Genomic DNA, 26,356 nt, shown 5'->3' on the forward strand with positions numbered 1-26,356 from the left:
CGTTATCTATTTTATTTTAATCATTAGAAAAATTATTGATTAAAATAAAACTCTTATATCTGTTTTTTCCTGCGTATACAATAGCTCACCTAATTAATGAAGCGGATACTATTTGCCTTTTACTTTTTAGCGACAAAAAAAACCAGTATCAAGATACTGGTTTTTCATTAACAAGCACAAATAAGCTTATTTATTAGTCATAAATTATTTAGCAGCGGTAGTCGCTTTTGCCATAGTTTCTTTAGCAGTGCTGGTCGCTTTTGCCATAGAATCTTTAGCTGTGTTAGTCGCGTTCGCCATAGAATCTTTAACTAAGTTGGTTACTTCTTCAGAAGTTTTAGTGACAACATCATAAGTCTCTTTAGCTGAAGCAGTAACTTTCGCTTGAAGCGCTTCAGTGTAAGCTTTTTGTGACTCAATCGCTGCGGCTAAATCTTTCTGAGCTGACAATGCTTTAGTTTGAGCTGCACTGTCGTTCAGGATCGTAGTCATTAATGCTGATTGCTGATTGATTAATTGCTCAACCGTTTTAGTATTAAGTTCTACAAGGGTATTAAATGGCTTCATTGCTGCAGTGAACTGGTCTGTATTGTTTAATGATTTCATTGCAGTAGTAAATTGTTCAGTTAATTGTGTAAACATAATGATAGTTCCTATTTAGTTTTATATTATACTGCGGTGCAGCAATTCAATTCAAATTGAGTATAAGTGGTCACAACAGAGTCGTCAATGTTTTTTTTGCTGCTGTGCAGCATAAAGTTTTAATGCCAGTTCAAGTCATTGTAAAATAATAGTTATAATTTAAAAGTAAATCTTTGATTCAGTTTAAATCTATAGCGTTAATACAAGTTTTAGTTATTTTTTAGATATAATGTTAACTTCAGTTTTTGGCGTAGCTTTAACTTCAGCTTTTGGCGTAGCCTTAACTTCAGCTTTTGGTGTGGTTTTTACTTTAGCTTTTTTTGGTGCGGCTTTAGTTGTTGTTAGTGCTGATGTTTGTACTGCAGTCTGTTTCGCTGGCTGAGTTTTATTTTTATTGAGCACTTCTGGAGCAACGGCGACATTTTCCACTAAAGTTTCATTCACTTTAGTGGAAAATACGGCAAAAGAATCATTAAGAATTTCTTCTGCATCTTTTTGCGCATGGGTGAGTGTTTCAGAGGTTTGTTTTATGGCATCAGTTAATTCATTTTGCACATAGGCACTAAATTTTGCTTGTTCGGCAACAAAAATGTTTATGTCTGGTGTTGTCATTATCTTTTGACTAAATGACATACTGTCATTAAACAAACTGGTAATGAGCAAGCCTTGTTGATGTGCAATAGCATTTGCTGTTGATATATTTAATTTGACCAACTTATCAATTGGGTCTGATGAGGTTTGAAATAAATCTGTAAATTGATTAAACATAAACTTCTCCTTAATTTTTGCTGATAAGCAGCATCATTTGGTGAGAATTTAACCAATATTTAAGTTTTTAGTCAATTATTATTTTGTTGCGGTGCAACATTTTGTTACTGTTTATCTGTTGGCTTCTGGAATTTAGTCCAAATATTCATATTTTGTTCGACAATACTGCTAAATAAACCAAAAGGAGAGTTTTTATTAATGTCATTGCTCAGTTTTAAAATATCATCCTGATGTTCAATAAAAGCAGCAAGACTTTGTTCAAGAAATTGTTGTAAATAATCTTGGTTATCATTGCCATAAAAACATATTAAGCGCTTCAATAAGGTATTGGTTAACAGCGATTGTCGCTCACTTGTTTCTTCTTCACTTATAATTTGAACTAAAATACTACGAGTTTTATCTTCACTTGTTTTCGAGTCAACTATTTTAAACTCTTGATTCGATATAACTAATTCTCTAATATAATCCAAATTTACATAATGACTCTTTGTAGTGTCATACAGACGACGGTTTGGATATCTTTTAATTGTGATCAAGGGTAATAATCTCAGTCGGTTATTAATTTTCACTTACGATAAGTTACTAAAAATTTAGTGTAAGTGCTATTGGTGTTCAGTATAACAGATATACTCTCTAGAAAAAAAGCGACCTTTCTGGTCGCTTTTTAGTTTAACTTTCAGCTGTGCTATCAGGTTAACAAGATAACGCAGAAAAGAGGGGGGTTATAGCGATACTAATTACGCTTTTTAACGTAACTGCCGGGAGCCGCTTCTATACTTACATGTTTTTTAGATCCTTGTTTACGTGCGGTTACTTGCTGACCTGATTGAGGAGCAACCCAATTTTCCCAATCTGTCCACCAAGACCCTTCATTTTTTGTCGCGCCTTCAAACCAATGCTCTGCAGAGTCAGAAAGTTCGTCATTAACCCAATGTGGATATTTGCCATGATCGACAGAGTTAACCACACCGGCTAAGTGACCAGAGCCAGCTAAAACAAACCTTGTTGGTCCAGAAAGCACTTTAGCTCCTTTGTATGATGCTTGCCACAACACTATGTGATCGGCAATGGTGGCTAAGAAATAACTGGGTGTTTTAATTTTACTGAGTTCTATAGCAACACCCTCAATTTCAACGGCACCATCTTTTATCAAGTTATTTTCTTGATAGGTATGCTTGATATAAAAATCAAAGGTTTCTGCTGGTAAATTTGAAGAGTCGCTGTTCCAGTATAAAAGATCGAACGGCGCAGGGTCTTTGCCCTTTAGGTAGTTATTGACAAAATATGACCAAAATAGGCTGTTTTCACGTAACATGCTAAACGCTAAACCAAGCACGCGGCCATCTAAGATGCCTTTCTCTTTAATATTTTTTTTCAAGAAAGGTAATACTTCCTCAGACAGATAAACGCCTATTTCACCCGGTTCTTCAAAATCTAATAATGTGGTTAAAAAGGTTAACGAGTTTATTCGAGTATCACCTTTTGCCAATAAGTATGACTGGGTTGTTGCTAATAATGTGCCGCCAATGCAATAACCAACCACATTGATTTTGCTTGATTTTGTGACTTCTTCAATCACATCGAGTGCGGCAATTGGCCCTTCTTTCATATAGTCATTAAAGCCTTTATGAGAAAGTTTTGCGTCTGGATTTACCCATGAAATGATAAATACCGTATGCCCCTGACTTACTGCCCATTTTATCAGTGATTTTTTCTCGTCCATGTCTAAGACATAATACTTATTAACACAAGGTGGAATAAACAATAGTGGGACTTCATTAACTTTTTTAGTACTGGCTTTGTACTGAATCAATTGAATTAAGTCATTTTGGTAAATGACATCACCAGGGGTATAGGCTAAGTTTTCACCTAAAGTAAACGCATCAGGGTCTGTTTGGGTGATCTTAAGTGCATCGGCAGGACTTTGTTGTAAGTCTTGGATAAAGTTTTGTAACCCCTTGATCAGGTTCTCGCCTTTAGACTCTAAAATGTCTCGACAAACTTCTGGATTGGTTAATGCATTATTGGTTGGAGAAACAGAATTGATATATTGTCGAGTATAGAATTTAACTTGCTCTTCGGCTTTGGCATCCTCGAAATGTAAACTGTTAACCATTTCTTGCATCATGTTAGAATTTAATAGATAAGACTGTTTTAAATAGTTATAAACAGGGTTTTCAGACCATTCGCTGTCTTTAAACCTTCGATCATTATGCTGCTCTGACACCACAGGCTCAACTTTTGTACCCATTAATGCTTTAGTCGCACTCTGCCAAAGCTCAGCTTGCTGATTCATAAAAGACATTTGTTTATTAAATAACATGGCAGTATCAACTTTTACCCCTTTAGATAAAAGTTGAGATAATTTTTCTGAATCCATCATTGAATTTAAACTTTTTTTATCAGGATCATGTAAAACTTGTTTGACCAGACTATTAAATACCTCTGTGTATTGCCCTAAAAAATCAATTACTTCCTTCTGTTGACTTGATTCCATAATATATCCCTTTAAATTATATGATTACAATTTATCTGCGGTTAAAAAACACAAAGTAAAAGTATTTTTAACAAATTATCAACAAACAAGTTACAAACAATATTAATAAGATACAAACATATTTGCTTATTATTTATGTTAACCGTGTCTTCAAACGTAAATTTAAGCTACATAATGCGTGTTTATAATGAGTGAACATTTAAGATATATTTATTTTTGATGCGGTGCAGCAAAATATTATTGACCAATACAGATTTGCTATGTACACTCATTTTATATATAAATGCTGCACCGCAGGATAAACAACAGATGATGTATCAAACTTACGATTTATATACTCGCTCAGCCGAAATGATGAATGGTTTTATTGCCTTGAGTCAGCAATTCATAACTCACCCGTTTAACCCTTATGCAAAGACCTTGTTAGGAAAAAGCATTAGTGCGGGACTTGATAGTGCCTATCACTACACTAAAATTTATGACAAACAAGCTTATGATGTTAAAACAACTTTAATTGATGGCAAATCTATTGGTGTTACCGAACAAGTCATTCTAAAAAAACCTTTTTGTAATTTAATTCATTTCGCACAAGATACCAATGTTAAGCAACCCAAACTATTTTTAGTGGCGCCGCTTTCAGGTCATCATGGCACTTTATTAAAAGCTACAATAGAGCGTTTAGTTGCAGACCATGATGTTTACATTACTGATTGGCTAGATGCTAAACATGTGCCTTTATCCGAAGGAAATTTTGGTTTTGATGACTATGTAAGTTACCTCATTGATTTTATGCATGAGATAGGTGAAAACACGCACGTATTAGCCGTTTGTCAACCTACGGTTCAGGCGTTAATAGCAACAGCGGTAATGGCTAAAGCGAAAGATCCTTGCAGCCCTAAATCACTTACATTGATGGCGGGTCCTATTGATACTAGTATTAATCCTAACGAGCTTAATAGATATGCTAATAGTAAAGATTTAAGTTGGTTTGAAAATAACGTTATTATGACCGTGCCTAATCGCTTTCCAGGTGCTGGCAGAAAAGTATATCCTGGCTTTATTCAATTAGCCTCTTTTCTGTCGATGAATATAGAAAGCCATATAAAGAAACATACTGATTATATTAGCCATGTTTTTCATGGCAAAGAAGAAAAGAGAGCAAGTCACCGTGATTTTTATGATGAATACCTAGCGGTATTAGATCTTAATGGTGAGTTTTATTTAGAAACCATTGACCGAGTTTTTATTAATCAAGACCTAGCCAATGGTAAAATGACTTACCGAGGTGAACTAGTTGATTTGTCGTCAATAACTCATACTCCTTTGCATACCATTGAAGGGCGAAATGATGATATTTGTTCTTTAGGTCAAACTGAAGCCGCACAATCTTTGTGTGCTAATATTTCAGCACAAGATAAACTGCATGAAATTTTTGATGGTGTCGGTCATTTTGGCACCTTCAGTGGCTCAGCTTTTCGCAATAGAATCGCGCCTAGTATCACAAAATTTATTAAAAAATATAACTAACGGTTGTATTAGAGCAATAGTTTACTGACTAACTTAAAAGTAGGTTTGATCAAACCTACTTTCTCATCACTTGTACGCCCGTAGCCATTAAATTGTATGTTTTAGCGCTTGAGTTAATCTAATTCAATGTGCTGTAATGTAAAAAGGGTTCTTCTGTTACAACTTGGCCCAAGGATAAATTATATAGTGTAAATACAGCTTCGATGGGCTTAAAATTACTATGCTTGACTCAAATCAGGTTAATTAATACCAAAAATCTGTACTCTTGATGGTAACGGATATAGGTAACGAATTGAGATAACTCGACTACCTTGCTACCCAACCACCATCTAATACCATAGTTTGTCCGGTCATATTTTTAGCTAGATCACTGGCTAAATAAGTCACTGAAGCACATATTTCTTCTATATCAATAAATGCTTTTTTTGGCATAGGGGCCAACATAATATTGTTAACAACTTCTTCTTCACTAATGCCATGTTCTTTTGCTGTATCAGCAATTTGTTTCTCAACGAGTGGCGTTTTTACATAGGCAGGACAAATAGTATTAATAGTAATATCTTGCTCGCCAGTTTCTAACGCAATCACTTTAGAAAAACCAATAATGCCGTGCTTGGCAGCAACATAGGCACTTTTGTATGGCGACGCGACTAAACCATGTAAAGAGCCAATATTAATAATGCGACCAAAATTATTAGCTCTCATCAAAGGTAATACCGCTTTGGTCATCATTGCGGGTCCGACTAATAATACATTAGTAATTAATTGCCATTTATCAGCTGGAAAATCTTCTAATTTAGCAACATATTGAATGCCGGCATTATTGACTAAAACATCGATACGGTTATTAAATTCATTGGCATGCGCAATAACATTATCAATATCAGCTTGAACCGTCACATCAAGCTTAAAGGCTAAGGCATCTCCTCCTGACTGGTTAATACCTTGAGCAACCTCTTGTGCCACAACTAAATTAATATCGCTAATAAGGATTTTATAACCTTGCTTAGCTAAATTTTTTGCTATTCCTAAGCCAATACCACTGACAGAACCCGTTACCAAAGCTGTTTTCTTTTGAGTCATGTTTTACTTCCCTTTATTGATTGCGTCAAATAACAACAGAATATAATGATACGCCGATAATGTTAACAAAACCATTTCATTGTTGAGTGATAGTTGAACTAATTGCGGTTTTATACAGCACATTCACAAAACGTTAATGTGTAGACATTATAGTAAAATAACACCGATTATTTTGGCGCAATTAATAACCAGTAAAAATTTGTTTTAGAACAATAAAGAACCACTAAAAAGTTGTTTTAAACACAAACACTGACTAAAGTTATTTAACAAGCTAGTAACATAACAGAAAGTGAAAAATGTAAAATATATAGCATTAAAAAAATTAACATAAAGAAATTAACATCGATTTTTTCAAACGTTAGTATGCTAGTTGTACGATAGGTGTTGGTATATTGCTCACGTTTAAAATGAAAACAGTGTTAATAAACGGATTACAAACCTCTATAGAGTCACTATAAAATACAACAAGGAGTACAAATATGGGACGCATTGCATTAGTAACAGGTGGAACACGTGGTATAGGCGAGTCTATTAGCATAATGCTAAAAGAACATGGTTACACTGTTATCGCGAATTATGCTGGCAATGATCAAGCAGCTCAAGAATTCACAGAGCGAACAGGTATTAAGTCGTTTAAATTTGACGTCAGCGATTTTGAAAGTGTAAGTAAAAGTATTCATGATATAGAGTCTGAAATCGGGTCAATCGACATTCTTGTAAATAATGCCGGTATTACTAGGGATGGCACCATGCACAGAATGGATTTTGAGCAATGGAATAAAGTTATTCAAACCAATTTATCTTCTTGTTTTAATACTTCTCGCGCTGTTATTGAAGGTATGAGAGCGCGCTCATTTGGACGTATTGTTAATATAGGATCGGTTAATGGCCAGGCAGGTCAATATGGTCAAGTGAACTATGCAGCCGCTAAATCTGGTATCCATGGTTTTACCAAAGCATTAGCGCAAGAAGGCGCTGCAAAAGGCATTACCGTCAATGCGATTGCCCCAGGTTATGTTGAAACGGATATGGTTCGAGCAGTTCCTGCTGATGTTTTAGAAAAAATTGTTAGAACAATACCGGTAGGGCGATTAGGTCAACCAGAAGATATCGCACGTTCTGTATTATTTTTAGTGGCCGATGAAGCTGGTTTTGTTACTGGCTCGACCTTATCCATTAATGGTGGTCAGCACATGTACTAATTATATACCTGCTTAACTTTAAGATGCAGATTTCAGTATGTGACAAGGGTTAGGTACACAGGTGCAGCCTAAAAAACCTGTGTAATACTTGATAAGGGTGCAGCCGTTATCTTTATATCGTAACTTGATCTGACTTGCTAGCTTAACGCTAAAACTGCATTTTGAAGTGGAAAGGGCATAGAAAACATCATGTTATAACTTTTATATTATTAAAGTAGATAAACAATTATCTACTTTTTGTTTTGCATGTATAGCACTTTTGTCTAACTCTTTAGACTTTCTTTATTTACTTATATTTACTTATATTTACTTATTTGCAAAAAATTATTCGAGTTTTACATTGAGTGCTGAAATCAACATACATATGAATCCGTTAAATTAGCGAGGAAAAATTATTATGAGTGTAAATAGTGTTGTAGTGTTAAGTGCCGTGCGTTCTGCTGTTGGTACTTTTGCGGGCGGTTTAAAAGACATAGAGCCGGCTGAGTTGGCAGGACAAGTATTAGCCGAAAGTATTAAAAAATCAGGAGTAGACGCGGAGCAATATGAATCAGTGATAGTGGGTAATACTATACCCACTGAATCCCGCTTTCCCTATGTTGCGCGAGTAGCCTCTATTCAAGCCGGCATGTCTTTAAACTCTACTGCAATGGCACTTAATCGCTTATGCAGCTCTGGCTTGCAAGCAGTGGTGAGTTCGGCCCAAGGTATTATGTTAGGTGATCATCAGTTGGCGATTGGCGGTGGTGTTGAAAATATGTCACGTGGGGGATATTTGTCACCGGCTATGCGTGCCGGTGCGCGTATGGGGGACAGTGCCATGATTGATATGATGGTGTCGACATTAACTGACCCATTCGGCGTTGGTCACATGGGGATTACTGCTGAAAACCTAGCGACTAAATGGCATTTAAGCCGTGAAGCACAAGATGCTTACGCTGCAGAATCACACGCTCGTGCCGCTAAAGCGGTAGAAGCGGGTTATTTTAAAAGCCAGATTGTGCCAATAGAGCTTAAGAGCCGCCGTGGCAGCACTTTCTTTGAAACTGATGAGCATATAAAAGCAGGCACAACGGCAGAATTTTTAGCCGGAATGCGTCCAGCATTTAAAAAAGACGGTAGCGTAACCGCAGGTAACGCCTCCGGTATAAACGATGCTGCATCCTTCTTAACGCTAGCGAGTGAAAACTATGCAAGCCATAATAATTTATCGCCAATTGCACGCATGGTTTCTTATGCAGTTGCCGGTGTTCCTAACGATGTTATGGGCGAAGGTCCTATTCCAGCCTCTAAAGCGGCATTGGCTAAAGCCGGCTTGTCTATTACTGATATGGACGTTATTGAATCCAACGAAGCTTTTGCAGCACAAGCATTAACCGTTGCTAAAGGACTTGATTTAGACCCATTAAAAACTAATCCAAATGGTGGCGCAATTGCTTTAGGTCACCCTATTGGTGCTTCAGGAGCAGTAATTGCCACTAAAGCTATTCACGAGTTACATCGTGTAGGTGGCAAGTACGCACTTGTTACTATGTGCATTGGTGGCGGACAAGGTATTGCCGTTATATTTGAACGTTTATAAATTTAACCTGAACGTTTAATCGTATTAATGGGGCAACATTGTGTTGCCCCCCTTTTTATGTAAAGCGTTTATTGTGTAGCGTGACGGTTTAGATAATCGTGGTTGATTTCCAGCCACATCAGTTTTTTGGTCGCTTAAAACAAGAATGAATGCAATGGAAAAATGACCAAGCACGCTTTGAAGTACAGCAATACACATTGAATTAGATAGTGAATTAGATAGTGATGTTCTATAGTCGTTGCCGCTTTCATCATTTGGGTTACAAAGCCCAAAAAATGATGAAAGCGAAATGATGAAATTGAAAAAAGTCGCTTAACTAGCTTGTCTAAATTTAGTTGAGCCGATTACCTTGTTGAGTTTATTTAGATTTATTTACCTTATTAAAAGGCATTTTTAATAAGGTAAATAAGCTGGCATTTTTTTTATTGGCGGGAAAACTTTTAAGACCTATAGCTAAATCCTCATCACTTTTTTGTGCCTGTGACTTATAACTAGCAAATATTCTATCCCACCAACTAACACTAAACCCATAATTGCTATTAGTTTCTTCTACTACTTGGCTATGATGAATACGGTGTAATTCTTGCGTAATAAGTATGGTTCGTAATGGTCGCTCTAACCAAGGGGGTAATCGAATGTTGGCATGATTGAATAGCGAAAAGCCATTGAGCGCTACTTCAAAAATAATCACCGCAAGTGCAGGTACGCCAAGTACAATAACCGCTGCGCCTTTAAGTAATATACTTAACACTATTTCAATGGGATGAAAGCGCAAACCCGTACTGGCATCGGTATGACTGTCGGCATGATGAACTTTATGAACACGCCATAGTATCGGCACAAGATGAAAAAGGCGATGTTGCCAATAAATCATTAAATCTAATAATAACAAACTCAAAGCAATACTCAGCCAATTTGGTAAGTTAATGACATTGAATAGGCCAATACCTTGTGCTGAGCTATACAAAGCAATACCGATAACACCAATAGGTACTAATAACCTAGCAACGACTGACGATAAAATTAACAAAGAAAAGTTACCTAACCAACGAACACCTTTAGTCAGTTTGCTTTTACGCGCAGGAAAGCAGCTTTCTAGCACTAACATAGTGATAAAAATGGCAAAGAAGATACTTAATCGTAAACTGGTATCTGACATTTATTGCCCCTCGGTTAACTTATCTTTAGCATTATTTTTCGCCGTCTTAGTTGGCTTTTTTAAGCTGTGTTCTTTCAACGTATGATAGCCGCCATAAACCCGTGTAACAATTGTTATTGCCGCTAATGAAGCAAAGCCATAGGCAAGTTCAGCAAAATATTGTGGCCATAAACAAAATGCGACAAAAATAAGAATGGTCTCGGTGCCTTCGGTTAAGCCATTTAAATAATAAAAACTTTTGTAAGCAAATTGAGGTTTGTCCAAGTTGAGTTTTTCGGCCGGAATAGCAAAAGCTAAAAAGCTCGATCCAGTCCCCATAAATACCGCTAACAATACTGCGGCGGCTAAAGAATTTTGCTCGGGGTTAGCCAATGCAAAACCTAGTGGTATCGCAGCATAGAATAAAAAGTCGAGGCAAATATCTAAAAAGCCACCTGCGCTGGTGCTGTTGTTTTGATGCCGTGCTAGTGCGCCATCTAAGCCATCAAATAGCCGGTTTAGTACAATGGCAGCTAAAGCTAAATTCCATAAGTTTAAGGCTAAAAAAGGCACAGCTAACAAACCTATTATAAAACCGACTAGGGTCAGTTGATCTGCGGTTACTTGGCGTTTATCTAACAAACTAACCACAGGCTGTAACAAAGGCTTTATCAAAGGCGTAATATATTTATCTAGCATAAGTCTGTTTCTTAAATGTCTTGTTGTGGTGTCTTTAAGTGCAACACTTTGCCATTAGCCGCTATGGCGTCCGACTCATCATGTGTCACCATAATAACAGGTAATTGGTGTTGTCTAATTTGTTCAAAGACTAACTGTCGAGTTTCTTGGCGTAACTGACTATCTAATTTACTAAATGGCTCATCCAATAATATGGCTTTAGGTTGACTCAATAATACCCGTAATAACGCCACGCGTGCTTGCTGTCCGCCAGATAAACTCTCAGGTTGGCGATTTTCTAAACCAGCTAAACCCACATCAGACAGTGCCTGACTAATTTTTATTGCGCGTGTTTTGCTATCGCCTTTAGGCATCGCAAAAGCAATATTACCAGCAACAGATAAATGCGAAAATAACAAAGCGTCTTGAAACAATAATCCGATATTACGCCGATAACTGGCGACTTTGGTAATATTAGCGCCGTTGAGATAAAGCTGACCATCGGCTTGAAATTCTTTGGGCAACATACCGGTTAGCCAATTTAACAAGGTTGATTTTCCACTGCCTGACGGCCCCATTATGGTCAGTACGTCACCACCTTTTATCGTTTCGTTAAGTGCTAGTAAAGGTGTTTGCTGGCGCATTATGGTTAAATTTTTTATCTGTAAACTGTTTATCTCAAAAGAACTGCTCATCGGTTAACCTTAGTGATATAACGTGTTGTTTTGTTATTGTGCTTTACTTGAGCCTTTTGTCTGTTTTTTCGCCTCGATATCAGCCAAATGAGTGAAAAAGCGATGGCGGGTAAAAGCATCTGTATTAGCGCATAAACCGCACTTGTGCGGCGACTAGCGCCGTTGGCTAAGCTTACCGCTTCGGTGGTCACGGTATTAAGCCGCCCACCACCGACTAATAATGTTGGTAAATATTGGCTAAAACTAATGGCAAGTCCTAATGCGCTGGCCATCATTATAGGCATTAATAATTGTGGCAAACTCAGCTGTAAAAATATTTTAAGCGGCGATGCACCTAAGCTTGCTGCTACTTGTGCATAACGCGAATCAAGCAGGCGATAACTGGTGGCTAAAGATAAAAATACATATGGTAAAACAAACAGTAAATGTGCCAAGGCAACATTGATAAAGGTTGCTTTACTATGAACTGCTTCTTGTAGCCAGACTAAGCCAAATAAAAAAGCAATGCTGGGGATCATTAATGGCAAATAAATAATCACACTACTAAAGCGTGAGAGCTGGGCCCCGTTTTGTTTTTCAAATTCTAAGGTCAGCAAGGTTAAAATGAGGGCAATGCTAGTCGCGACCAAGCCAATGGAGAGTGAGTTTATTATCGGTGTTTGTACTTGTAGCAAAGCCGATTGCCAATGCATTATTACCCATTGTTCAGGCAGTGCTAACGGAAACTGCCAGTAGCCGGCAAATGACCAAAACACCATACCAATCAAAGCCAAGGCAATAAAGCTGATTAACAACAGGGTAAAAATATTGATGATTTTAGACCAGAAAACATCACCGTATGTGCGCTGACCGTTACTTAAGCTTTTACTGCTTATAGCTTGGCTTAGTTTTTCTAATAGCCACCAAGTGAATAGCACCGAAAGCGTAACGAACAATTGTAATATTGCCCCAGCGGAGGCTTTTATTCGCAAGCTTAAATCGACATCATGAAACCAGTTCATAATGGCCACAGCTAATGTCGGTGGTGTATTTGGCCCCAATATTAAAGGCATTTCTACACTGGCGCTGGCGTATGCGAGTATGGCTAACATGGGTAAACGCATTAACGGATAAATGTTAGGTAGTACGGCCTTGAAAAACGCCGTTATCGGATAATAGCCTAAGCTAAGTGCAACACGATATTGCGCCCGTAACTTGATATTAAGCTCGGGTTGAGCAATAGCGCCCAAAGTCATTAATAATAAAAAAGGCAGCTCTTTTAGCGTTAAACCCATAATAATGCTAATACCGTAAGGGTCATGGGGCAGTAACCAATCTGTCGGACTTTGCCAACCGGTTAACCAAGGTGACAGTAGGCGAGCAATCATGCCTGAAGGTGTGATCAAAAAGGCAATAGCTATTGCGGCCGCGGCATGGGGTATCACTAAAATAGGCCCTAACAAACGTTGAATACGTACTAACCACGGGCTATCAAAATAATTGGCTAACAGTAAAAGTGTCATAACAAAAGCTAATAAACCACTGACAATACTGCTGAAAAAACTCAAGCCGATCATTTGAGCTATGCCGGGTGTTTGTACTAGTTGCTGAAAGCCTTGTAAGCCAAACTGAGTTCTGTCTAAAGCCGGTAACCAACCAAAGGCCGGTAAAAGCACACCTAATAAACCACCCAGCACAGGTAAAATTAATATCGCTATTAATAATTTAGGGCTGAATTTTACCACGGTACTAAAAAGTGTGTCGATCAGCTTGGTCTCATCTTTTAGAGGACGGTTGTTTAAGGAATTGCTGGTCAGCTTATGGCTCATTTGTTATTGCGCTCCATAACGTTTTAACCATTCACGGGTTAATAATATTGACCAACTGGGATGGGGCTCACTTAATGCTGTGATTTTACTGCTAACAGGTAAGGCGCTTGGGTGTTGCTGCTCAATACTAAACAATAATTGCTCTTGCTGACTTAATTTCGGCACATCGAGAACCGTGCTGTCGCCCCATATTTTAGCTTGTTGTTTTTTAGCCTGTGCTTCAACACTGAGCATAAAATTGGCGACCACTTTTGCGGCATCACTATTCGCGGCATTATAAGGAATAGCGATAAAATGAATATTACTTAAACTACCATCTTGCATGACGAAGCTACGAGTATTTTTGGGTAAGTTATAGCGCTCAACCGCTGCCGGTACTTGCGCAGCAGAGAAGGTAAAACCTAAGTTTATCTCACCGTCACCAACCAGTCTTTGTAATGCTGTGCCACTGGCAACAAAATATCGCCCTTGATGCCACAAATACGGATGCAGTTTATCTAAAAATGTCCATAAAACGGGTAGCAATGTAGCTTGGCTTTGTGTTGTTACTGCTTGATATAGACCTGACTTTACTTGCGCTGGCTGATGCTGATTAAGTGTGATTAGGGCATATTTTAAAAAGCTTAATGATAAAAAATCAGGCGGTTTTGGGTAAGTAAAGCGACCAGGGTTTTGCTCAGCCCAAGTTAATAATTGGCTAATGTTTTTTGGCGCATGGCGAATACTATCTTGATATGCGTTTATTGGCTTATTGATATTAGTTGAAGGTGTGTAATAAAAGGTTAGCGAAGCTTGTCCCCAAGGCGCTTCCATACCTTGCGTTGGCAAACCAAAATCACGGGTCATTGCCTCATTCTCTCTGGGGTTTGTTAGCCAAAAGTTAGGTAATTGTGAAACCCAGCCTTGCGCTAATAGTTGATACTTCGCCATTGATGCAAAATTTTCGCCGTTGATCCAAACTAAATCAACTTGTCCTTGCTGATGATTATTTGCTGACTTTTCTGCTAAAACACGACTAACAGCTTCGCTGGTGTCGGTTAGTTTTACATGCTGTAAGTCAATGTTATATTCTTGCTTTACTCGCTTAGCAAGCCATTGAATATAGCTATTAATTTGCGGGTCACCGCCCCAAGCATGAAAATAAACTGAGGTTTTTTTTCCTAATGTTTCTCCCGTACTCCACTTTGTTTGTATCGGTGAGTTGTTTGATATTAATACATTGTTCACTTTAGCGACTGAGCTTGTTTCAGGGGCCGCTGCAAAGGCTGTGTTGGCATAACTTAATGAGCTTATAGTAAATAGCATGGTAAACAGCAGGGTGAACCCAGCTAAAAACCTTAACCTAGGTAACCAAACAGCGGGCATAACTGCTTTAACCCTTGAGGTTTTTGATACTGATGCCATAAAGTTATTGGCTTGTTGATACGATAACAATATGACCGCTTGATGTGGAAAATGAGTGGCAAAAAGAGTCGAGAAACGACCCCTTTCACCATTCAAAAAACACTTCGATTTACCTAGCGGCATTGAGTGCCCAATCATAATTTAAGAAATTCGTTGCCATATCTTCCGACTTTAAACCTGCTTGTTGCGCTGGTGTTAAGTTCAATGCTTCACGGTAGAGCAATACGAAAGCAGATAGAGAATTACTGCCACGAAAGCCTTGTGTGAAGTCATCGCCATACCATTTGAAAATAGCGGAAAGCTCCATTGCATCTTCAGTAAAACGATTACGGTTCTTATCGGTTAAAAAACGTATCGTTTGCTCACTTAATTGTTGCTCTAGTTTGTCAGCGCTATAAGCTTCTTCACGCAAAGCAGGGCAGCCAATGCTGGCGCAATTAACCGCAAAATGAATACGCGGGTCGCCATATTTATTATCGCCACGAATTAATTCATGCTCAATGTTGTCTAAGCTGCGCGTTTCACCTAACAAAGGAATAAATTGCTTACTCCACGGCGAACTAAAGAAGCTACCAAGGTCTTTTATCGACTTTATATCAGGGTAAGCCGTTAGAATTAGTTCAACTGTCCAAGCATTGTAAGCATTGATCAAAAATGACAATTGCTTAGGGGCAGGCCATTGCTCAAATGTTTGTTTATCAATCTTACCAAGGGCAGTTAAATAAGCCGTTAGCTTTACATGATCAGTTTTCATGCCGGCATAATTTACTTGGCTTGAATGACCATCATTAATTGGCGAAACGTGCTGAGTTAATAAAGCCTGCCATGGTTGGTGCAAGATCTCTTGTGCCGTACTAACGGCGCTAAAAACTGTGCTTAACAGTAACAATACAGCTAACGGCAAAGATTTAGCCCTTGAGATGGCTTTGTTTAAGTTAATCATGGGTATTAACCTCTTCTCCAGGTGTGGAATTTCTCTAACCAGCTTAAAACGGTTTCTGGTGCATGGTTACGTTTCCACTCACCTGCTGCATATTTATTGCCTTCAGCCCACGTTGGATAGCTGTGAATCGTGCCTAAAATTTTATTTAAGCCTAAGCCATGCTTCATTGCTAATACAAATTCAGCGAGTAAATCACCGGCATGCTCAGCAACAATCGTCACACCGAGTATTTTATCTTTGCCTTTTGGCGTAATAACTTTAATAAAACCATTGGCCGCACCGTCAGTGATCGCGCGGTCTAACTCGGCAAAATCATATCGGGTAATTTCATAGTCAATGTCTTGTTCAATAGCCTCTTGTTCATTAATACCGACACGTGCCACTTCTGGATCAATAAAGGTTGTCCATGGAATAACGCGGTAATCGACTTTAAACTTTTTAAAGGTACCAAACAATGCATTAACTGCGGCATACCAGCCTTGATGTGCTGCAACATGGGTAAACTGATAAGGACCAACAATATCTCCTGCGGCAAATATATTAGGGTATAAAGTTTCTAAATATTCATTGGTTTGAATGGTGCGGTTAGTTTCTATTCCTAATGTTTCAAGGCCGTAACCTTCTAAGCGAGCAGCGCGGCCAACAGCACATAATAACTGGTCGTATTCAATGGCTATTTCTTCTTCTTGATCTGTACCTTGTTCGTGCTTAAGGTTTTTCACCATGATGAATTTTTTACCGTCACGTTGTTCACAACGTAAAGCTTGGTGAGAAGTTAAAATATTTACGCCACTTTTTTGTAATGACTGACTAGCAAATTCAGAGACTTCAAGGTCTTCTCTGATCATGATGCGTTCAGCCATTTCAATTTGTATCACTTGTGAGCCTAAACGAGCGAAACTTTGTGCAAGTTCACTGCCAATAGGTCCGCCGCCTAATACCACTAATTTTTTCGGTGCGCTATCAAGTTTGGCAAATTCTGTCCATAAAATATCACTAGTAACATAACCACTGGTTTCAATACCCGGTAGCGGTGGTACAAATGGACGAGCACCAGTGGCAATAACAATACTGCGAGCGGTTAATGTTTGCATGGTGCCATCGTTAAGTTTAATTTCTACAGTCCACGGATTAATTAATTTCCCGTAGCCTTTAATAACTTCTACACCTAAGTCAGTGTAACGTTCAACACTGTCGTGTGGCGCAATATCGGCAATCACTTGGTGAACACGTGCCATGACTTTCTTAAAAGAAAACTCTGGGGTCGCGTTCTCTAAACCATAGTGTTCACCCTGTTTAATTTGATCGACTATTTTTGCACTTTTTATGATTGCCTTACTTGGAACACAACCATAATTTAAACAGTCGCCGCCCATTTCACCTGCTTCAATTAACGTTACTTTTGCTTTTACAGCCGCGGCGATATAACTGGTGACTAAACCACCAGCGCCGGCACCGATAACAATTAAGTTACGATCAAAGCTTTTAGGTTTTTGCCATTTTTTATAGACTTGACGTTGTTTTATTTTGTTAATGATAGTTGTAGCAATAAGGGGTAAAAGACCGAGTAACACAAAAGAGAGAATAAGCTTAGGTGATAATATACCAGACAAGCTCTCTATTTCAGCTAATTGCGTACCGGCGTTAACATAAACCATGGTGCCTAAAAACATGCCTATTTGGCTGACCCAATAAAATGTCCAGGCTTTAATACCGGTAACCGCCATTAATAAATTAACTAAAAAGAAAGGAAAAACAGGCACTAAACGTAAGGTGAACAGATAAAATGGCCCTTCTTTTTTTACACCAGCATCAATGGCTTTTAAGCGTTCAGGAAATTTAGCCTTAATGGTATCGCGCAGTAGATAACGTGAGACCAAGAAGGCTAATAGTGCACCAAAGCTAGAGGCAAATGAGGCAATAACCAAGCCTTGGGCTAAGCCAAACAAAGCGCCTGAAGCCAAGGTTAAAATGGCAGCGCCAGGTAATGACAGCGCAGCGACCAAAACGTAAAGGGTAAAAAAGCCCCCAATAACCAATAATGGCGATTGTTCGCGCCACTGGCCAAATTGCGCCATTGAGGCTTTTAATCCCTCTAAAGTAAGTAACCTATTGAGATCAAAATGAAAAAACAATGCCACCAGTGTAATGGCGATAACGAATAATAGTATCTTCTTAAACATAAAAATTGTCCTTAAAAACTGTGCTGTATTGTGAACTTGGCATTAATAGGTAATTCAGGAAAAACTAAGGTTGAACCAAAATATCCGCCTTCAAAGACTGGCCGCCAATTCTTTTGATTCGTGACATTATTGATATCGAAACGCAATTTAGTCTGCTCGCCAATTCGGTAACTGGTGTTAAGACCTAAGGTGTATTGATCGCGTATGTTTACGGTTGCTAAAAAATCTAGTGGGTAACTTGAGGTATATAATGCCGCAAAGCCTGCTTGCCAAGATTCTGTAATATAAAGGCCACCATTAATACTTAATGATTGCTCTGGTATGCCTTGTACACGCCTATTAGAACGAGGAAAAGCGGTGAAGTTTGGTGCACCTACGCTAGTACCTTGAATAATGTCGGGACGAGAATTATCAAAGGCATCAGCAATTTTCGACGAACTTTGACTACTGGCAGAATTGTCATAACGAGCATCAAGATAACTGTAACCTATGTTAAACCAATAGGGCGCAGCATCATAAAACACTTGCAGTTCAACACCTTTGGTTTTTATGCCGGTGTTACTGCCGTCACGATTACGTAAGCTACGACTTTGATTAAACAATGCTCCGTCAATATACCAAGCGCTGTTGTTGGGTATATATTTAATGCCCACTTCATTTAGCGTGTTTTCAGTGGCAAAGTTCTGTGTATTAATTAAGTTATCAGCGCCTAATGAATTACCACCGGCCATACTATTTGAAGTTGCTTCGTTATAACTCGTTGCAGCATAAATAGTTAAATCAGTATTAAGCTTGTAATTAACGCTGGCTTGGCCTGAATGTAAGGTTTTATTAATACTATCTTGTGCCGCTTTCTGCCCAGTAGGTGCAATAGGATCTCGTGCTTTTACATCATAAAAATCAATACGATAACCAAAGTTTGTTCTTAAACGATCGCTCCATTGACTGTCTTGTTGAATGGCAAAGCCCGTTTGCCAGCTAGTAGAGTCGGTAGTATCTGATAACGAATAGTCACCAAGGTTGTCATTATTGACATCATACTGACCACCGGGTGAAACAAATAGACCGGGGCGCAGCTCCACAAGTCTAGCTTGTTGTTCTACCGTTAGGGGAATGCGGCGGCTCTCAACAGGGCCAGTTAAATCAATAGGGTCGTCAGCTTCTGTGGTAAATTGGCTATAACCGCGCACTTTATTATAACGGACATCAAAGGCGACAATGGTTTGTTGCTGATTATTCCAATCATGACTTAGCTCAAGTCGGTTTTGCGCGGTATCAGCAGCATCTATGATCTCAACAAAGCTATTCTGAGCAATTTCGTCACGGGTTAAATGTTGATAATACGTGCTATTTTTTAATTGTGTTTGGCTGCTTAGTTCGCGGGTGTAGATGCTGTGCAATAAAAAAGTGTTAGCTTCGTTTTCATTATCAGGATCGGTTAATACCCTACTACGACTAAGTTGTACTTGTCCGGTTGGCGAAATTACTGCTCCAGCGCCGGGTATAAGGCTACCATTAGCTTGTACGCCCTGGCCGGTAATATATAAGCCGCTGTCGATTAGCGCTTGTGTTGGCCTATTAATGCCAGCATTGTCGGTAAATTCAACTTGGTATAATTCAAGGTTAATATCCCACGTGCTTTGGCTATCAGGCAATAAACGAAAGGCGGCGTAAAAGCTGTCACTTTTAAAGCTTGAGTAATCGTAAAAGCTACCATTATCAATATGCTCTGCGCTGATTCTAAAACCACTCTCACCCTCAATAATTGGCGCACCTATATCCAGTTGTGCACTGTATTGATCCCAGCGACCTGCGCTAAGTTTTACTTTTGCAGCACTTTTTTCAGTCGATGCGCGTTTAGATTGTAAATTAACAAAACCACCATTACGTTGGCTACTGCCAAATAATACCGGTGGCGCACCTTTTATTACATCAAGCTGATCAACAGAATTAAAAGAAAGTGGTACACCAAAGCCGTTATTACCGGCTTGTCGGCGCATGCCATCCTGAAAAAGCTCGCCTAACTGACCACGTAAAGTCGGTAAGCTTGGCGCACCAAAACCACTGGCTGAGTAACTGTTTGGCGTTACGGCTAAAATATCCTGCAAGTCAGTTATGTTTAATTGTTCCATCATAGCGCTAGTAATAGGCGTCATAGAACGTGCAATGTCAGCCAAGCCTAAATCATCGCCAAATGGCCCATTGATTTTGGTGTTTTTGGGCGAAAAACCATGATTAATAATGCGTTGACCTGCAACTTCAATAACTTCAACATCAGTTTCCTTAGCTTCTTCAGCACTAGCTATTTGAGCGTGAAAAATAAAGTGCATACTAAGGGCTATTAAACTGTATTTCATTTGAGAGTACCTAATTTTTTGTTATTAATCATGCTTGATTATGAACTTATTAAAAATGTTATGTCAGTCTAGACCGAGATTAAAAATAATAAATTTCAGGCTTTTAATTTATATTGGCTTTTAATCTTAGTCATTAGTCAAAATAGCGTTTTAAAATTTCTTATCGATCGATTAAAAAAGGATCGATTAAAAAGACATAAGCTATAAAACGAAGTTAAGGTACTAATGAAGGCAATAACGATAGTGAAAATATTGGCAATATTACTTAGGTTTTTTTTAGAGTATTGATGAGCTAAATTGAAAGAGCTGTAGTTGATGTTAGAAATTTACTGATGGTTAACCCATTTATAGTTTTTGAGGATTTAAATATAAACCAGATTTGGCCCAGTAAAAAATCAAAATACGCATTAATCTTTGTCTTCAACAGCAGTGTTGAGCTTGATGGGTGTTACAGCAGGAGGCGATATTATTTTTTCTTCTGTTTGTCTACGTACGGGGTAAGATGATGAATTAGCGTTAGTTTGAATATTTTTGTTAATAAAGTCTAGGGTAGACTTATGCACTTTCTTCAACATATACTTTTGATCTTAATAAATATACAGCCAAACCATCAAAAGTAGCAAAATTATACTTATTGAAGTGACTTGGCTATAGGCTTACATGTCGTGGTTAATTTGAGAACAAAGTGATTAAAATAACTTTGTTCTCAGTCATAAGTGAAAAACTAGCCTTTAGTGACGACTTCTTTTACGCTTGTGGCAATTTTTGCAACAACACGACGATTTAACTTATGGGCAGCAATGGTATTATCTGTTGATAATAATTGAGTTTGACCATAGCCTTTAGCCGTTAATCGACTAGCGTCAATATTGAACTTGTTTACCAGGATGCTTTTTACTGATTCTGCACGTTTTTTCGACAACATTAAGTTGTAGTCGGCAGTACCTGTAATTGAACTGTGTCCTTCAATTTCAACTGATGTATTAGTATATTCTTTCATAAAATCAGCTAATCTTTGAATATCATCAACTAATGCCGGCTTAACAATAGAGCTGTTATTAGCAAAGGCAATATTAAGCTTAATTTCAACGGCATGTTCTGAATATAAAGTACAGCCCATAGAATCTACTTTCACGGTCACAGGTGTGTCAGCACAGCGATCAATGTTGTCGTTAACACCATCGTTGTCACTGTCTAAAACTTTTGCTACAACAGCGGGTACTGCTGCTACTGTAGGTTTGATGCTTACCGGTGCTTGCTTAACATCGCCAAAGGCATATTTAAGGCCTAATTTTACACCCTGATCGATATAACCATAATCAACATCTTTATAAATAGCGGCTTCACTGTAAAAAGATAAACGGTCGTTAACCTCAAAGTTATAACCGGCACCAATATTTACTGCATTGTAGCTTCTCACGTTACTAAAGCGTTTTACGCCAGCAAACATATATAAATCGCTATCTTCTAGTTTGTAAATAGCGTCAACGCCTCCACGAGTACCATAATCTTTATCAGTACCGTTGTTTACGTCATAGCGAGTTCTTGCAATTTCAACGCGCACATTCCAGTAGTCATTAATAATTTTTTGTAAATCGATACCGATAGATTTACCAGCCTCAATTTGGTCCCAATCCATTCTTGCTTCTTTGTTAGTACTCGACTTTATGTAATCGCCAAAGACGCCAAGCTCCCATGTTTTATCAATAGTTTCAGCAGCTAGTGGTGAGCTAATAAGGGCTGCGAGTAGAGAAATTTTAAATGCTTTCATTGGTAATTCCTTGTTTAGGTCTAAATAATCTTAATAAATTCTGTTTTGTATAACTTTTGTATAACGAAGATGATTAAAGAAAGTCATAAATTAATTTCTCAGCTAAGTTTCTAATACGTATTTTGACAATTATTTTTATAAAACGCTACATATTACCTCGTTTATTTTGATTAAGATCAACTGAGAATCTTGATATATTTTAGTTGTAAGTAATTAATTCTACTGAGAACTAGCAAAGAACTAGCGAGAGCTAATGCCTAAATGATAATTGAAAATAAAAGTAGGGTGATTTTTATGTTACAGGCGGCTGCTAGGTATATTAAGTTAAAGTGACAGCGCCGAATTGAGTTGAACTGAGATTAAGAAGAGGGGCTTATTTCCCCCTCTTTACATGGCTATTATTTTGACTTTGTAAGCAACTTTGTAAGTGATTTTGTTACAAGGTTATTTTTTTACCCACTGCCCAGCAGCATTTTGAATAAAATGACCAGTCTGAGTTTTATTTAAGGCTTTTTCAGCGGCTAGTGCGGTGACTTGCGCCATGGTGATGTTATTTTTACGCGCTAGGTTAAGGTAAATGCTTTTACGCTTTTCGTTAACACTCGTCACTAAGCTTTGCGCTTCAACGTTCTCTACTACTAAGCCTAAGTAACCGTTTTGCATTTCGCCAATCAAGCCTTGTTGCTTGGCGTCGTCTAGTGAAATAGCCCATGCGGAAAATGTCATGGTTACAGCTAGCAGCGCACAAGTTAATTTTTTAACTATGTTGTTGGTCATGTTACTAGTTAATTTATTAGATAATCTATTAGATAAGTTATTCATAATTACTCCTTAAAATACGTCGCTATCGGCACTAAAAATGTCATCAAGTTGTTTATCGACTTTTACCCTGATTTCATGATCAATTTTTAAATTTAAATTAATCGTGATCGGTTCTTTGGCGCTAACTTCTATTTTATGTGTACAGCCACTGATTATAAAAATAGCTAACACTGTGGTTAGTATTTTACTCATACTTACTCCTTATTTTTTTGTAAACCTTTGATAATACGTTCTTCAAATTGTTCGGTAATTGACATTGACTCAAGCAAGCCTAATAAGTCATAGCTTAAATTCAAGTTCAGATTCACATCGTTGTCGATGTCTGGATTTCGGCCTTTAATCACCGTTTTTAATAACATATAGCCGTCATCTGCCATTGAAATATCAGAAGACAACTGATGATAGTGCAAGTTCTGCAGGGCATCAAACGCTAACTTTAACTGGCTGTTATTCGCTTTTAGCTCAGCTACCGCCGGATTATTCATCACCTGAATAAGGCCATTAGTCACATTATGCAGTTCGCCTTTTCCCATTGTATATTTTTCGCCATCATAACTAATAGGCAACTGGCCTGATATGTTGCCGGTTACTACAATACCTTGCTTTTTGTCTAGCGCCAACACTTGCTCTAAGTCTATACTAGTTAACTGAACGTCAACTGAATGGCCATGCTCAAGTGGCCATTGAATGTTTGGAATGGCAAAGCTACCGCCTAATATATCACCTTTGATTTTTGTCGCTGATATTGTAAAGTCTTTTTCATAACTCAAAGCGGTGTTAACGGAGAGTTTAGATACCGGTGTTGGGATATCTATCAATGCAATCGTTAGGTTTTCTTTTTGATCTTTAGATACATCATGCAGCGTGGTTAACTTACCCGCTAAAAATTGTAAGTTTTGCTGCCAATTAAGCTCTTGTAGCCAAATGCCATTTACTTCACCGCTGACTGATTTCATTGCTATTGATATGGCGAGTGCTGTTTTTTCAAAATCTGTTAAATCAGTTACCTGACCTTTTACGCTGTAGCTCAATGTGCCTTCAACTAAGGCTATTTTTGTTGGTAATTCAAGATTTAGAGCAAGCAGGTCAGTTAACTGTAACGCTTCAGCCGTTAATGCGATGTTAGGTTTATCTACTGCGCCCGATATTGTTAAATTTCCTAGCGCTACATTATCGGCAGTGGCTGTAGCATTTATTTCAATGTTATTTAAATTACCGGCAACAGTGCTGCTTAGCGCTAATTTTTTGACTGCAATCATTTTACCCACACGCAATTTTTCAGCCTGACTTTGCACTTTTACATTTAAGTTAATGGCACGCTTATCTTGTATTTGCGCCTTATTGTTAACTTGTACAGGGTTTTGACCTTGCATAGCGGTTTGTTGTTGAATCGGGTGGTGTATTTCTACACTGCCTTGTACTTTCGTGGTTAACTGTTTAATCGAGAATAGCTTTTTATTCGTTGTTTTTTGGTTTGTCGACATGGCGATCTTGTTGCTAATAAACGATGAGTTTTCATCAAGGTTTATGATTGTTTGCGCGTGGTTTTGGCTAATAGACCCTTGCAGCTTGACTATAACCGATGCATAAGTGAAATTATTAATGCTTGAGACTAACAGTGGGCTATCAAGTTTAAAATTTAGTTTTGCCAATAATGGACTTTCTTTTGCTGGGTCTTCTGTTACTGAATTATTGTTGCGACTTGGGTCAACGTTGAGATAATGCTTTAGGTTAAAGGCCATATTATCTAAGTTCAGTTGATGCACTTGCTGAGCACTTTCTGCCTTTATGGCTATGCCAGATAACGACAGCTGTTGATCGTTTAGGTTAAAAGTTAATTTGCCCTTTGGCTGAAAGGTTAATTGCTCAACGGGGTTGTCTTTTAGTAGCGTGATGAGTAAAGGCGATAGCGCGTTGTTGTTTAAGTAATCAATCAGGTGAGGCTGACTATATTGCAGCTGCAAGCTGTTGTTATGTTGAAATTCAACTTCAAGTTCAGCAGGGCTTTTAAACGCTTTATCTTCTTTTTTTGAGGTTTTTTTTCTTAAGTTAGACGTGCTTAAATTAGCCGTGTTTAAGTTGATTTTGCTGTGCAGATTAAGCGTGCCCAAGAGTTCAAAGGGTCCACTCGCTTCAATACCTTGAGCAGCGGCAAGTGAAAAATCTTTTAATTGCCAGTCTAAGGTTAATTGTCCTGCTTGATAATTTAATAAGCTATAAAATTCACCGCTAGTGTTAAGCGAGCCTAAAGATTTTACTATTGCCGGCGCTAGCGGTAGTTTATGTGCGAATAAAAACTGTTTTAAAGGGGTTAACTGACCCGATATTTTTAAGGCCAAGGGGGCTTTTTTATGCGGGTTAGTCGATAAATCAACAGATAATAAAACGCTATGCTGAAGATCTTTTAATGAAAACCCTAGGGTATTTTCACTAACTGAAAGTTGGCCTGTATAAGGTGCTTTTTTTGTGGCATTACTGCTATTTATTGTACTGCTATTTTCCGGCGAAAAAGGTGAATAACTTAACGCTGCCACCTGAATATTAAAAGGTAACTTAAGCTGTTCAAGTTGCGTTAAATAAGTATTTAGCTGTTCTGTTAACCTTTCTGGGTTATTTTTTTTCGGGCTACTTTTGAATAGAGTAAGCAAGTCTGCTGTGCCTTTGACCGTTATTGAAGCAATATCGATGCGTTGAATTTTTTGCTCAGCAGCTAATGAAAAGGTGATTGCCATATTTTCAATATTGATATCTGCTTGCGGTGTTTGCAGGCATAAGTGACTTATCGCCAGTTCTAAATCTGTGGTGAAGTGAAAGTCTAGACAGGTTATTTTTACGTCATATAACGCCAATTCATCATTACTAAAGTTTTTTACAATAGCAACGCGAGCAAAATAGACCAAAAAGAGGGTAGTTATAATGACGCTTAGTACAATAGCAATTAAGCTTTTTTTGGGGACTATCATTTGTGGATATTTATTCCTTCGTCCATGGGCTTTCTGGCTTTGTTTAATCCGTTTTGTACCACTACTTTATGGCTGTTGAGTCATAGGATCAATCAAAATCATGGATTTAAATACCTAGCTACAAAAGAGCTCACGAAAAAATTATGATTTTCTCACTCATGAGAATATTTTAATTATACCAATTTCACTAATTAGGTGGTCTACTTTATACGCAGGGAAAATGGCCAAATATAAGGCATTTATTTTAATAACTAGTTGTTCTAATTATTAAATAAATAACGCAGTAGTTGGTT

General features: G+C 38.0%; 21 protein-coding genes. 3 read left to right on the top strand and 18 right to left on the bottom strand.

Translation table 11 applies throughout. From position 1 onward, the window contains the following. Positions 1 to 204: 204 nt before the first annotated feature. The 4 genes from phaP (H4J61_RS01740) to H4J61_RS01755 all read right to left on the bottom strand — a co-directional run bounded on the left by phaP (H4J61_RS01740) (position 205) and on the right by H4J61_RS01755 (position 3,907). Positions 205 to 642 (bottom strand): TIGR01841 family phasin, encoded by a 438-nt coding sequence (gene phaP, locus H4J61_RS01740; RefSeq protein ID WP_182135311.1) that lies wholly within the window; start codon positions 640 to 642, stop codon positions 205 to 207. 213 nt (positions 643 to 855) lie between these two features. Next, positions 856 to 1,410 (bottom strand): TIGR01841 family phasin, encoded by a 555-nt coding sequence (phaP, locus tag H4J61_RS01745; RefSeq protein ID WP_182183110.1) that lies wholly within the window; start codon positions 1,408 to 1,410, stop codon positions 856 to 858. Positions 1,411 to 1,514: 104 nt separating this feature from the next. After that, the gene (gene phaR / locus H4J61_RS01750) at positions 1,515 to 1,979 is read right to left on the bottom strand and encodes a polyhydroxyalkanoate synthesis repressor PhaR (protein WP_310649792.1); all 465 of its coding nucleotides are present in this window, start codon (positions 1,977 to 1,979) and stop codon (positions 1,515 to 1,517) included. 164 nt (positions 1,980 to 2,143) lie between these two features. Next, positions 2,144 to 3,907 carry an alpha/beta hydrolase gene (locus H4J61_RS01755; RefSeq protein WP_182135971.1) on the bottom strand — a complete coding sequence of 588 codons (1,764 nt, stop codon included), beginning with the start codon at positions 3,905 to 3,907 and terminating at the stop codon, positions 2,144 to 2,146. A gap of 309 nt (positions 3,908 to 4,216) precedes the next feature. Between H4J61_RS01755 and H4J61_RS01760 the strand changes: the two genes are divergently transcribed. Further along, complete coding sequence (locus tag H4J61_RS01760; protein WP_182183112.1) at positions 4,217 to 5,434, top strand: polyhydroxyalkanoate depolymerase; 1,218 nt, start codon at positions 4,217 to 4,219, stop codon at positions 5,432 to 5,434. Positions 5,435 to 5,740: 306 nt separating this feature from the next. Here the strand turns inward: H4J61_RS01760 and H4J61_RS01765 are convergent, their stop codons facing one another. Next, positions 5,741 to 6,517: a 3-hydroxybutyrate dehydrogenase gene (locus tag H4J61_RS01765; RefSeq protein WP_182135973.1), complete on the bottom strand. Its 777-nt coding sequence runs from the start codon at positions 6,515 to 6,517 to the stop codon at positions 5,741 to 5,743. A 479-nt stretch (positions 6,518 to 6,996) separates the two neighbouring features. On the opposite strand from H4J61_RS01765, the gene phbB reads away from it, so the two are divergent. After that, the gene (phbB, locus tag H4J61_RS01770; RefSeq protein WP_182135974.1) at positions 6,997 to 7,719 is read left to right on the top strand and encodes an acetoacetyl-CoA reductase; all 723 of its coding nucleotides are present in this window, start codon (positions 6,997 to 6,999) and stop codon (positions 7,717 to 7,719) included. Between the two features lie 397 nt (positions 7,720 to 8,116). Further along, positions 8,117 to 9,301 (top strand): beta-ketothiolase BktB, encoded by a 1,185-nt coding sequence (bktB, locus tag H4J61_RS01775; protein ID WP_182183115.1) that lies wholly within the window; start codon positions 8,117 to 8,119, stop codon positions 9,299 to 9,301. A 358-nt stretch (positions 9,302 to 9,659) separates the two neighbouring features. Here the strand turns inward: bktB and H4J61_RS01780 are convergent, their stop codons facing one another. The 13 genes from H4J61_RS01780 to H4J61_RS01840 form a co-directional block, all read right to left on the bottom strand. Further along, the gene (locus H4J61_RS01780) at positions 9,660 to 10,460 is read right to left on the bottom strand and encodes a sterol desaturase family protein (protein WP_182183117.1); all 801 of its coding nucleotides are present in this window, start codon (positions 10,458 to 10,460) and stop codon (positions 9,660 to 9,662) included. Continuing rightward, positions 10,461 to 11,138 (bottom strand): CDP-alcohol phosphatidyltransferase family protein, encoded by a 678-nt coding sequence (locus tag H4J61_RS01785; protein ID WP_182183120.1) that lies wholly within the window; start codon positions 11,136 to 11,138, stop codon positions 10,461 to 10,463. 11 nt (positions 11,139 to 11,149) lie between these two features. Next, positions 11,150 to 11,812 carry an ATP-binding cassette domain-containing protein gene (locus tag H4J61_RS01790; RefSeq protein WP_182183122.1) on the bottom strand — a complete coding sequence of 221 codons (663 nt, stop codon included), beginning with the start codon at positions 11,810 to 11,812 and terminating at the stop codon, positions 11,150 to 11,152. Continuing rightward, the gene (locus H4J61_RS01795) at positions 11,809 to 13,620 is read right to left on the bottom strand and encodes an ABC transporter permease (protein ID WP_182183125.1); all 1,812 of its coding nucleotides are present in this window, start codon (positions 13,618 to 13,620) and stop codon (positions 11,809 to 11,811) included. The genes H4J61_RS01790 and H4J61_RS01795 overlap by 4 nt, the downstream gene beginning before the upstream one ends. 3 nt (positions 13,621 to 13,623) lie before the next feature. After that, positions 13,624 to 14,985, bottom strand: coding sequence for an ABC transporter substrate-binding protein (locus tag H4J61_RS01800; RefSeq protein WP_404852054.1), 1,362 nt, complete (start codon positions 14,983 to 14,985; stop codon positions 13,624 to 13,626). Positions 14,986 to 15,133: 148 nt separating this feature from the next. After that, on the bottom strand, positions 15,134 to 15,967 hold the full coding sequence (locus tag H4J61_RS01805) for a DUF547 domain-containing protein (protein ID WP_182183127.1): 834 nt from the start codon (positions 15,965 to 15,967) through the stop codon (positions 15,134 to 15,136). 5 nt (positions 15,968 to 15,972) lie between these two features. Beyond that, complete coding sequence (locus H4J61_RS01810; RefSeq protein ID WP_182183129.1) at positions 15,973 to 18,150, bottom strand: FAD-dependent oxidoreductase; 2,178 nt, start codon at positions 18,148 to 18,150, stop codon at positions 15,973 to 15,975. 11 nt (positions 18,151 to 18,161) lie between these two features. Further along, positions 18,162 to 20,507 (bottom strand): TonB-dependent siderophore receptor, encoded by a 2,346-nt coding sequence (locus H4J61_RS01815; RefSeq protein ID WP_182183131.1) that lies wholly within the window; start codon positions 20,505 to 20,507, stop codon positions 18,162 to 18,164. Positions 20,508 to 20,914: 407 nt separating this feature from the next. Continuing rightward, positions 20,915 to 21,082: a hypothetical protein gene (locus H4J61_RS01820; protein ID WP_182183134.1), complete on the bottom strand. Its 168-nt coding sequence runs from the start codon at positions 21,080 to 21,082 to the stop codon at positions 20,915 to 20,917. 149 nt (positions 21,083 to 21,231) lie between these two features. Further along, positions 21,232 to 22,278 carry an OmpA family protein gene (locus tag H4J61_RS01825; protein ID WP_182183136.1) on the bottom strand — a complete coding sequence of 349 codons (1,047 nt, stop codon included), beginning with the start codon at positions 22,276 to 22,278 and terminating at the stop codon, positions 21,232 to 21,234. A gap of 444 nt (positions 22,279 to 22,722) precedes the next feature. After that, positions 22,723 to 23,055: a YdbL family protein gene (locus H4J61_RS01830; RefSeq protein ID WP_182183290.1), complete on the bottom strand. Its 333-nt coding sequence runs from the start codon at positions 23,053 to 23,055 to the stop codon at positions 22,723 to 22,725. 54 nt (positions 23,056 to 23,109) lie between these two features. Beyond that, complete coding sequence (locus tag H4J61_RS01835; RefSeq protein WP_182135985.1) at positions 23,110 to 23,292, bottom strand: YnbE family lipoprotein; 183 nt, start codon at positions 23,290 to 23,292, stop codon at positions 23,110 to 23,112. 2 nt (positions 23,293 to 23,294) lie between these two features. Next, positions 23,295 to 26,063 carry a YdbH domain-containing protein gene (locus H4J61_RS01840; RefSeq protein ID WP_182183139.1) on the bottom strand — a complete coding sequence of 923 codons (2,769 nt, stop codon included), beginning with the start codon at positions 26,061 to 26,063 and terminating at the stop codon, positions 23,295 to 23,297. Positions 26,064 to 26,356: the final 293 nt, after the last annotated feature.

This window comes from Colwellia sp. MB3u-4 (assembly GCF_014077065.1).
Lineage (GTDB): Bacteria > Pseudomonadota > Gammaproteobacteria > Enterobacterales > Alteromonadaceae > Cognaticolwellia.

What these genes read in the sequence shown, in the direction of transcription:
- phaP (WP_182135311.1), bottom strand. Translation starts at nt 642, where the DNA reads ATGTTTACACAATTAACTGAACAATTTACTACTGCAATGAAATCATTA.
- phaP (WP_182183110.1), bottom strand. Translation starts at nt 1,410, where the DNA reads ATGTTTAATCAATTTACAGATTTATTTCAAACCTCATCAGACCCAATT.
- H4J61_RS01755 (WP_182135971.1), bottom strand. Translation starts at nt 3,907, where the DNA reads ATGGAATCAAGTCAACAGAAGGAAGTAATTGATTTTTTAGGGCAATAC.
- H4J61_RS01760 (WP_182183112.1), top strand. Translation starts at nt 4,217, where the DNA reads ATGATGTATCAAACTTACGATTTATATACTCGCTCAGCCGAAATGATG.
- H4J61_RS01765 (WP_182135973.1), bottom strand. Translation starts at nt 6,517, where the DNA reads ATGACTCAAAAGAAAACAGCTTTGGTAACGGGTTCTGTCAGTGGTATT.
- phbB (WP_182135974.1), top strand. Translation starts at nt 6,997, where the DNA reads ATGGGACGCATTGCATTAGTAACAGGTGGAACACGTGGTATAGGCGAG.
- bktB (WP_182183115.1), top strand. Translation starts at nt 8,117, where the DNA reads ATGAGTGTAAATAGTGTTGTAGTGTTAAGTGCCGTGCGTTCTGCTGTT.
- H4J61_RS01780 (WP_182183117.1), bottom strand. Translation starts at nt 10,460, where the DNA reads ATGTCAGATACCAGTTTACGATTAAGTATCTTCTTTGCCATTTTTATC.
- H4J61_RS01785 (WP_182183120.1), bottom strand. Translation starts at nt 11,138, where the DNA reads ATGCTAGATAAATATATTACGCCTTTGATAAAGCCTTTGTTACAGCCT.
- H4J61_RS01790 (WP_182183122.1), bottom strand. Translation starts at nt 11,812, where the DNA reads ATGAGCAGTTCTTTTGAGATAAACAGTTTACAGATAAAAAATTTAACC.
- H4J61_RS01795 (WP_182183125.1), bottom strand. Translation starts at nt 13,620, where the DNA reads ATGAGCCATAAGCTGACCAGCAATTCCTTAAACAACCGTCCTCTAAAA.
- H4J61_RS01800 (WP_404852054.1), bottom strand. Translation starts at nt 14,985, where the DNA reads ATGCCCGCTGTTTGGTTACCTAGGTTAAGGTTTTTAGCTGGGTTCACC.
- H4J61_RS01805 (WP_182183127.1), bottom strand. Translation starts at nt 15,967, where the DNA reads ATGATTAACTTAAACAAAGCCATCTCAAGGGCTAAATCTTTGCCGTTA.
- H4J61_RS01810 (WP_182183129.1), bottom strand. Translation starts at nt 18,150, where the DNA reads ATGTTTAAGAAGATACTATTATTCGTTATCGCCATTACACTGGTGGCA.
- H4J61_RS01815 (WP_182183131.1), bottom strand. Translation starts at nt 20,507, where the DNA reads ATGAAATACAGTTTAATAGCCCTTAGTATGCACTTTATTTTTCACGCT.
- H4J61_RS01820 (WP_182183134.1), bottom strand. Translation starts at nt 21,082, where the DNA reads ATGTTGAAGAAAGTGCATAAGTCTACCCTAGACTTTATTAACAAAAAT.
- H4J61_RS01825 (WP_182183136.1), bottom strand. Translation starts at nt 22,278, where the DNA reads ATGAAAGCATTTAAAATTTCTCTACTCGCAGCCCTTATTAGCTCACCA.
- H4J61_RS01830 (WP_182183290.1), bottom strand. Translation starts at nt 23,055, where the DNA reads ATGACCAACAACATAGTTAAAAAATTAACTTGTGCGCTGCTAGCTGTA.
- H4J61_RS01835 (WP_182135985.1), bottom strand. Translation starts at nt 23,292, where the DNA reads ATGAGTAAAATACTAACCACAGTGTTAGCTATTTTTATAATCAGTGGC.
- H4J61_RS01840 (WP_182183139.1), bottom strand. Translation starts at nt 26,063, where the DNA reads ATGATAGTCCCCAAAAAAAGCTTAATTGCTATTGTACTAAGCGTCATT.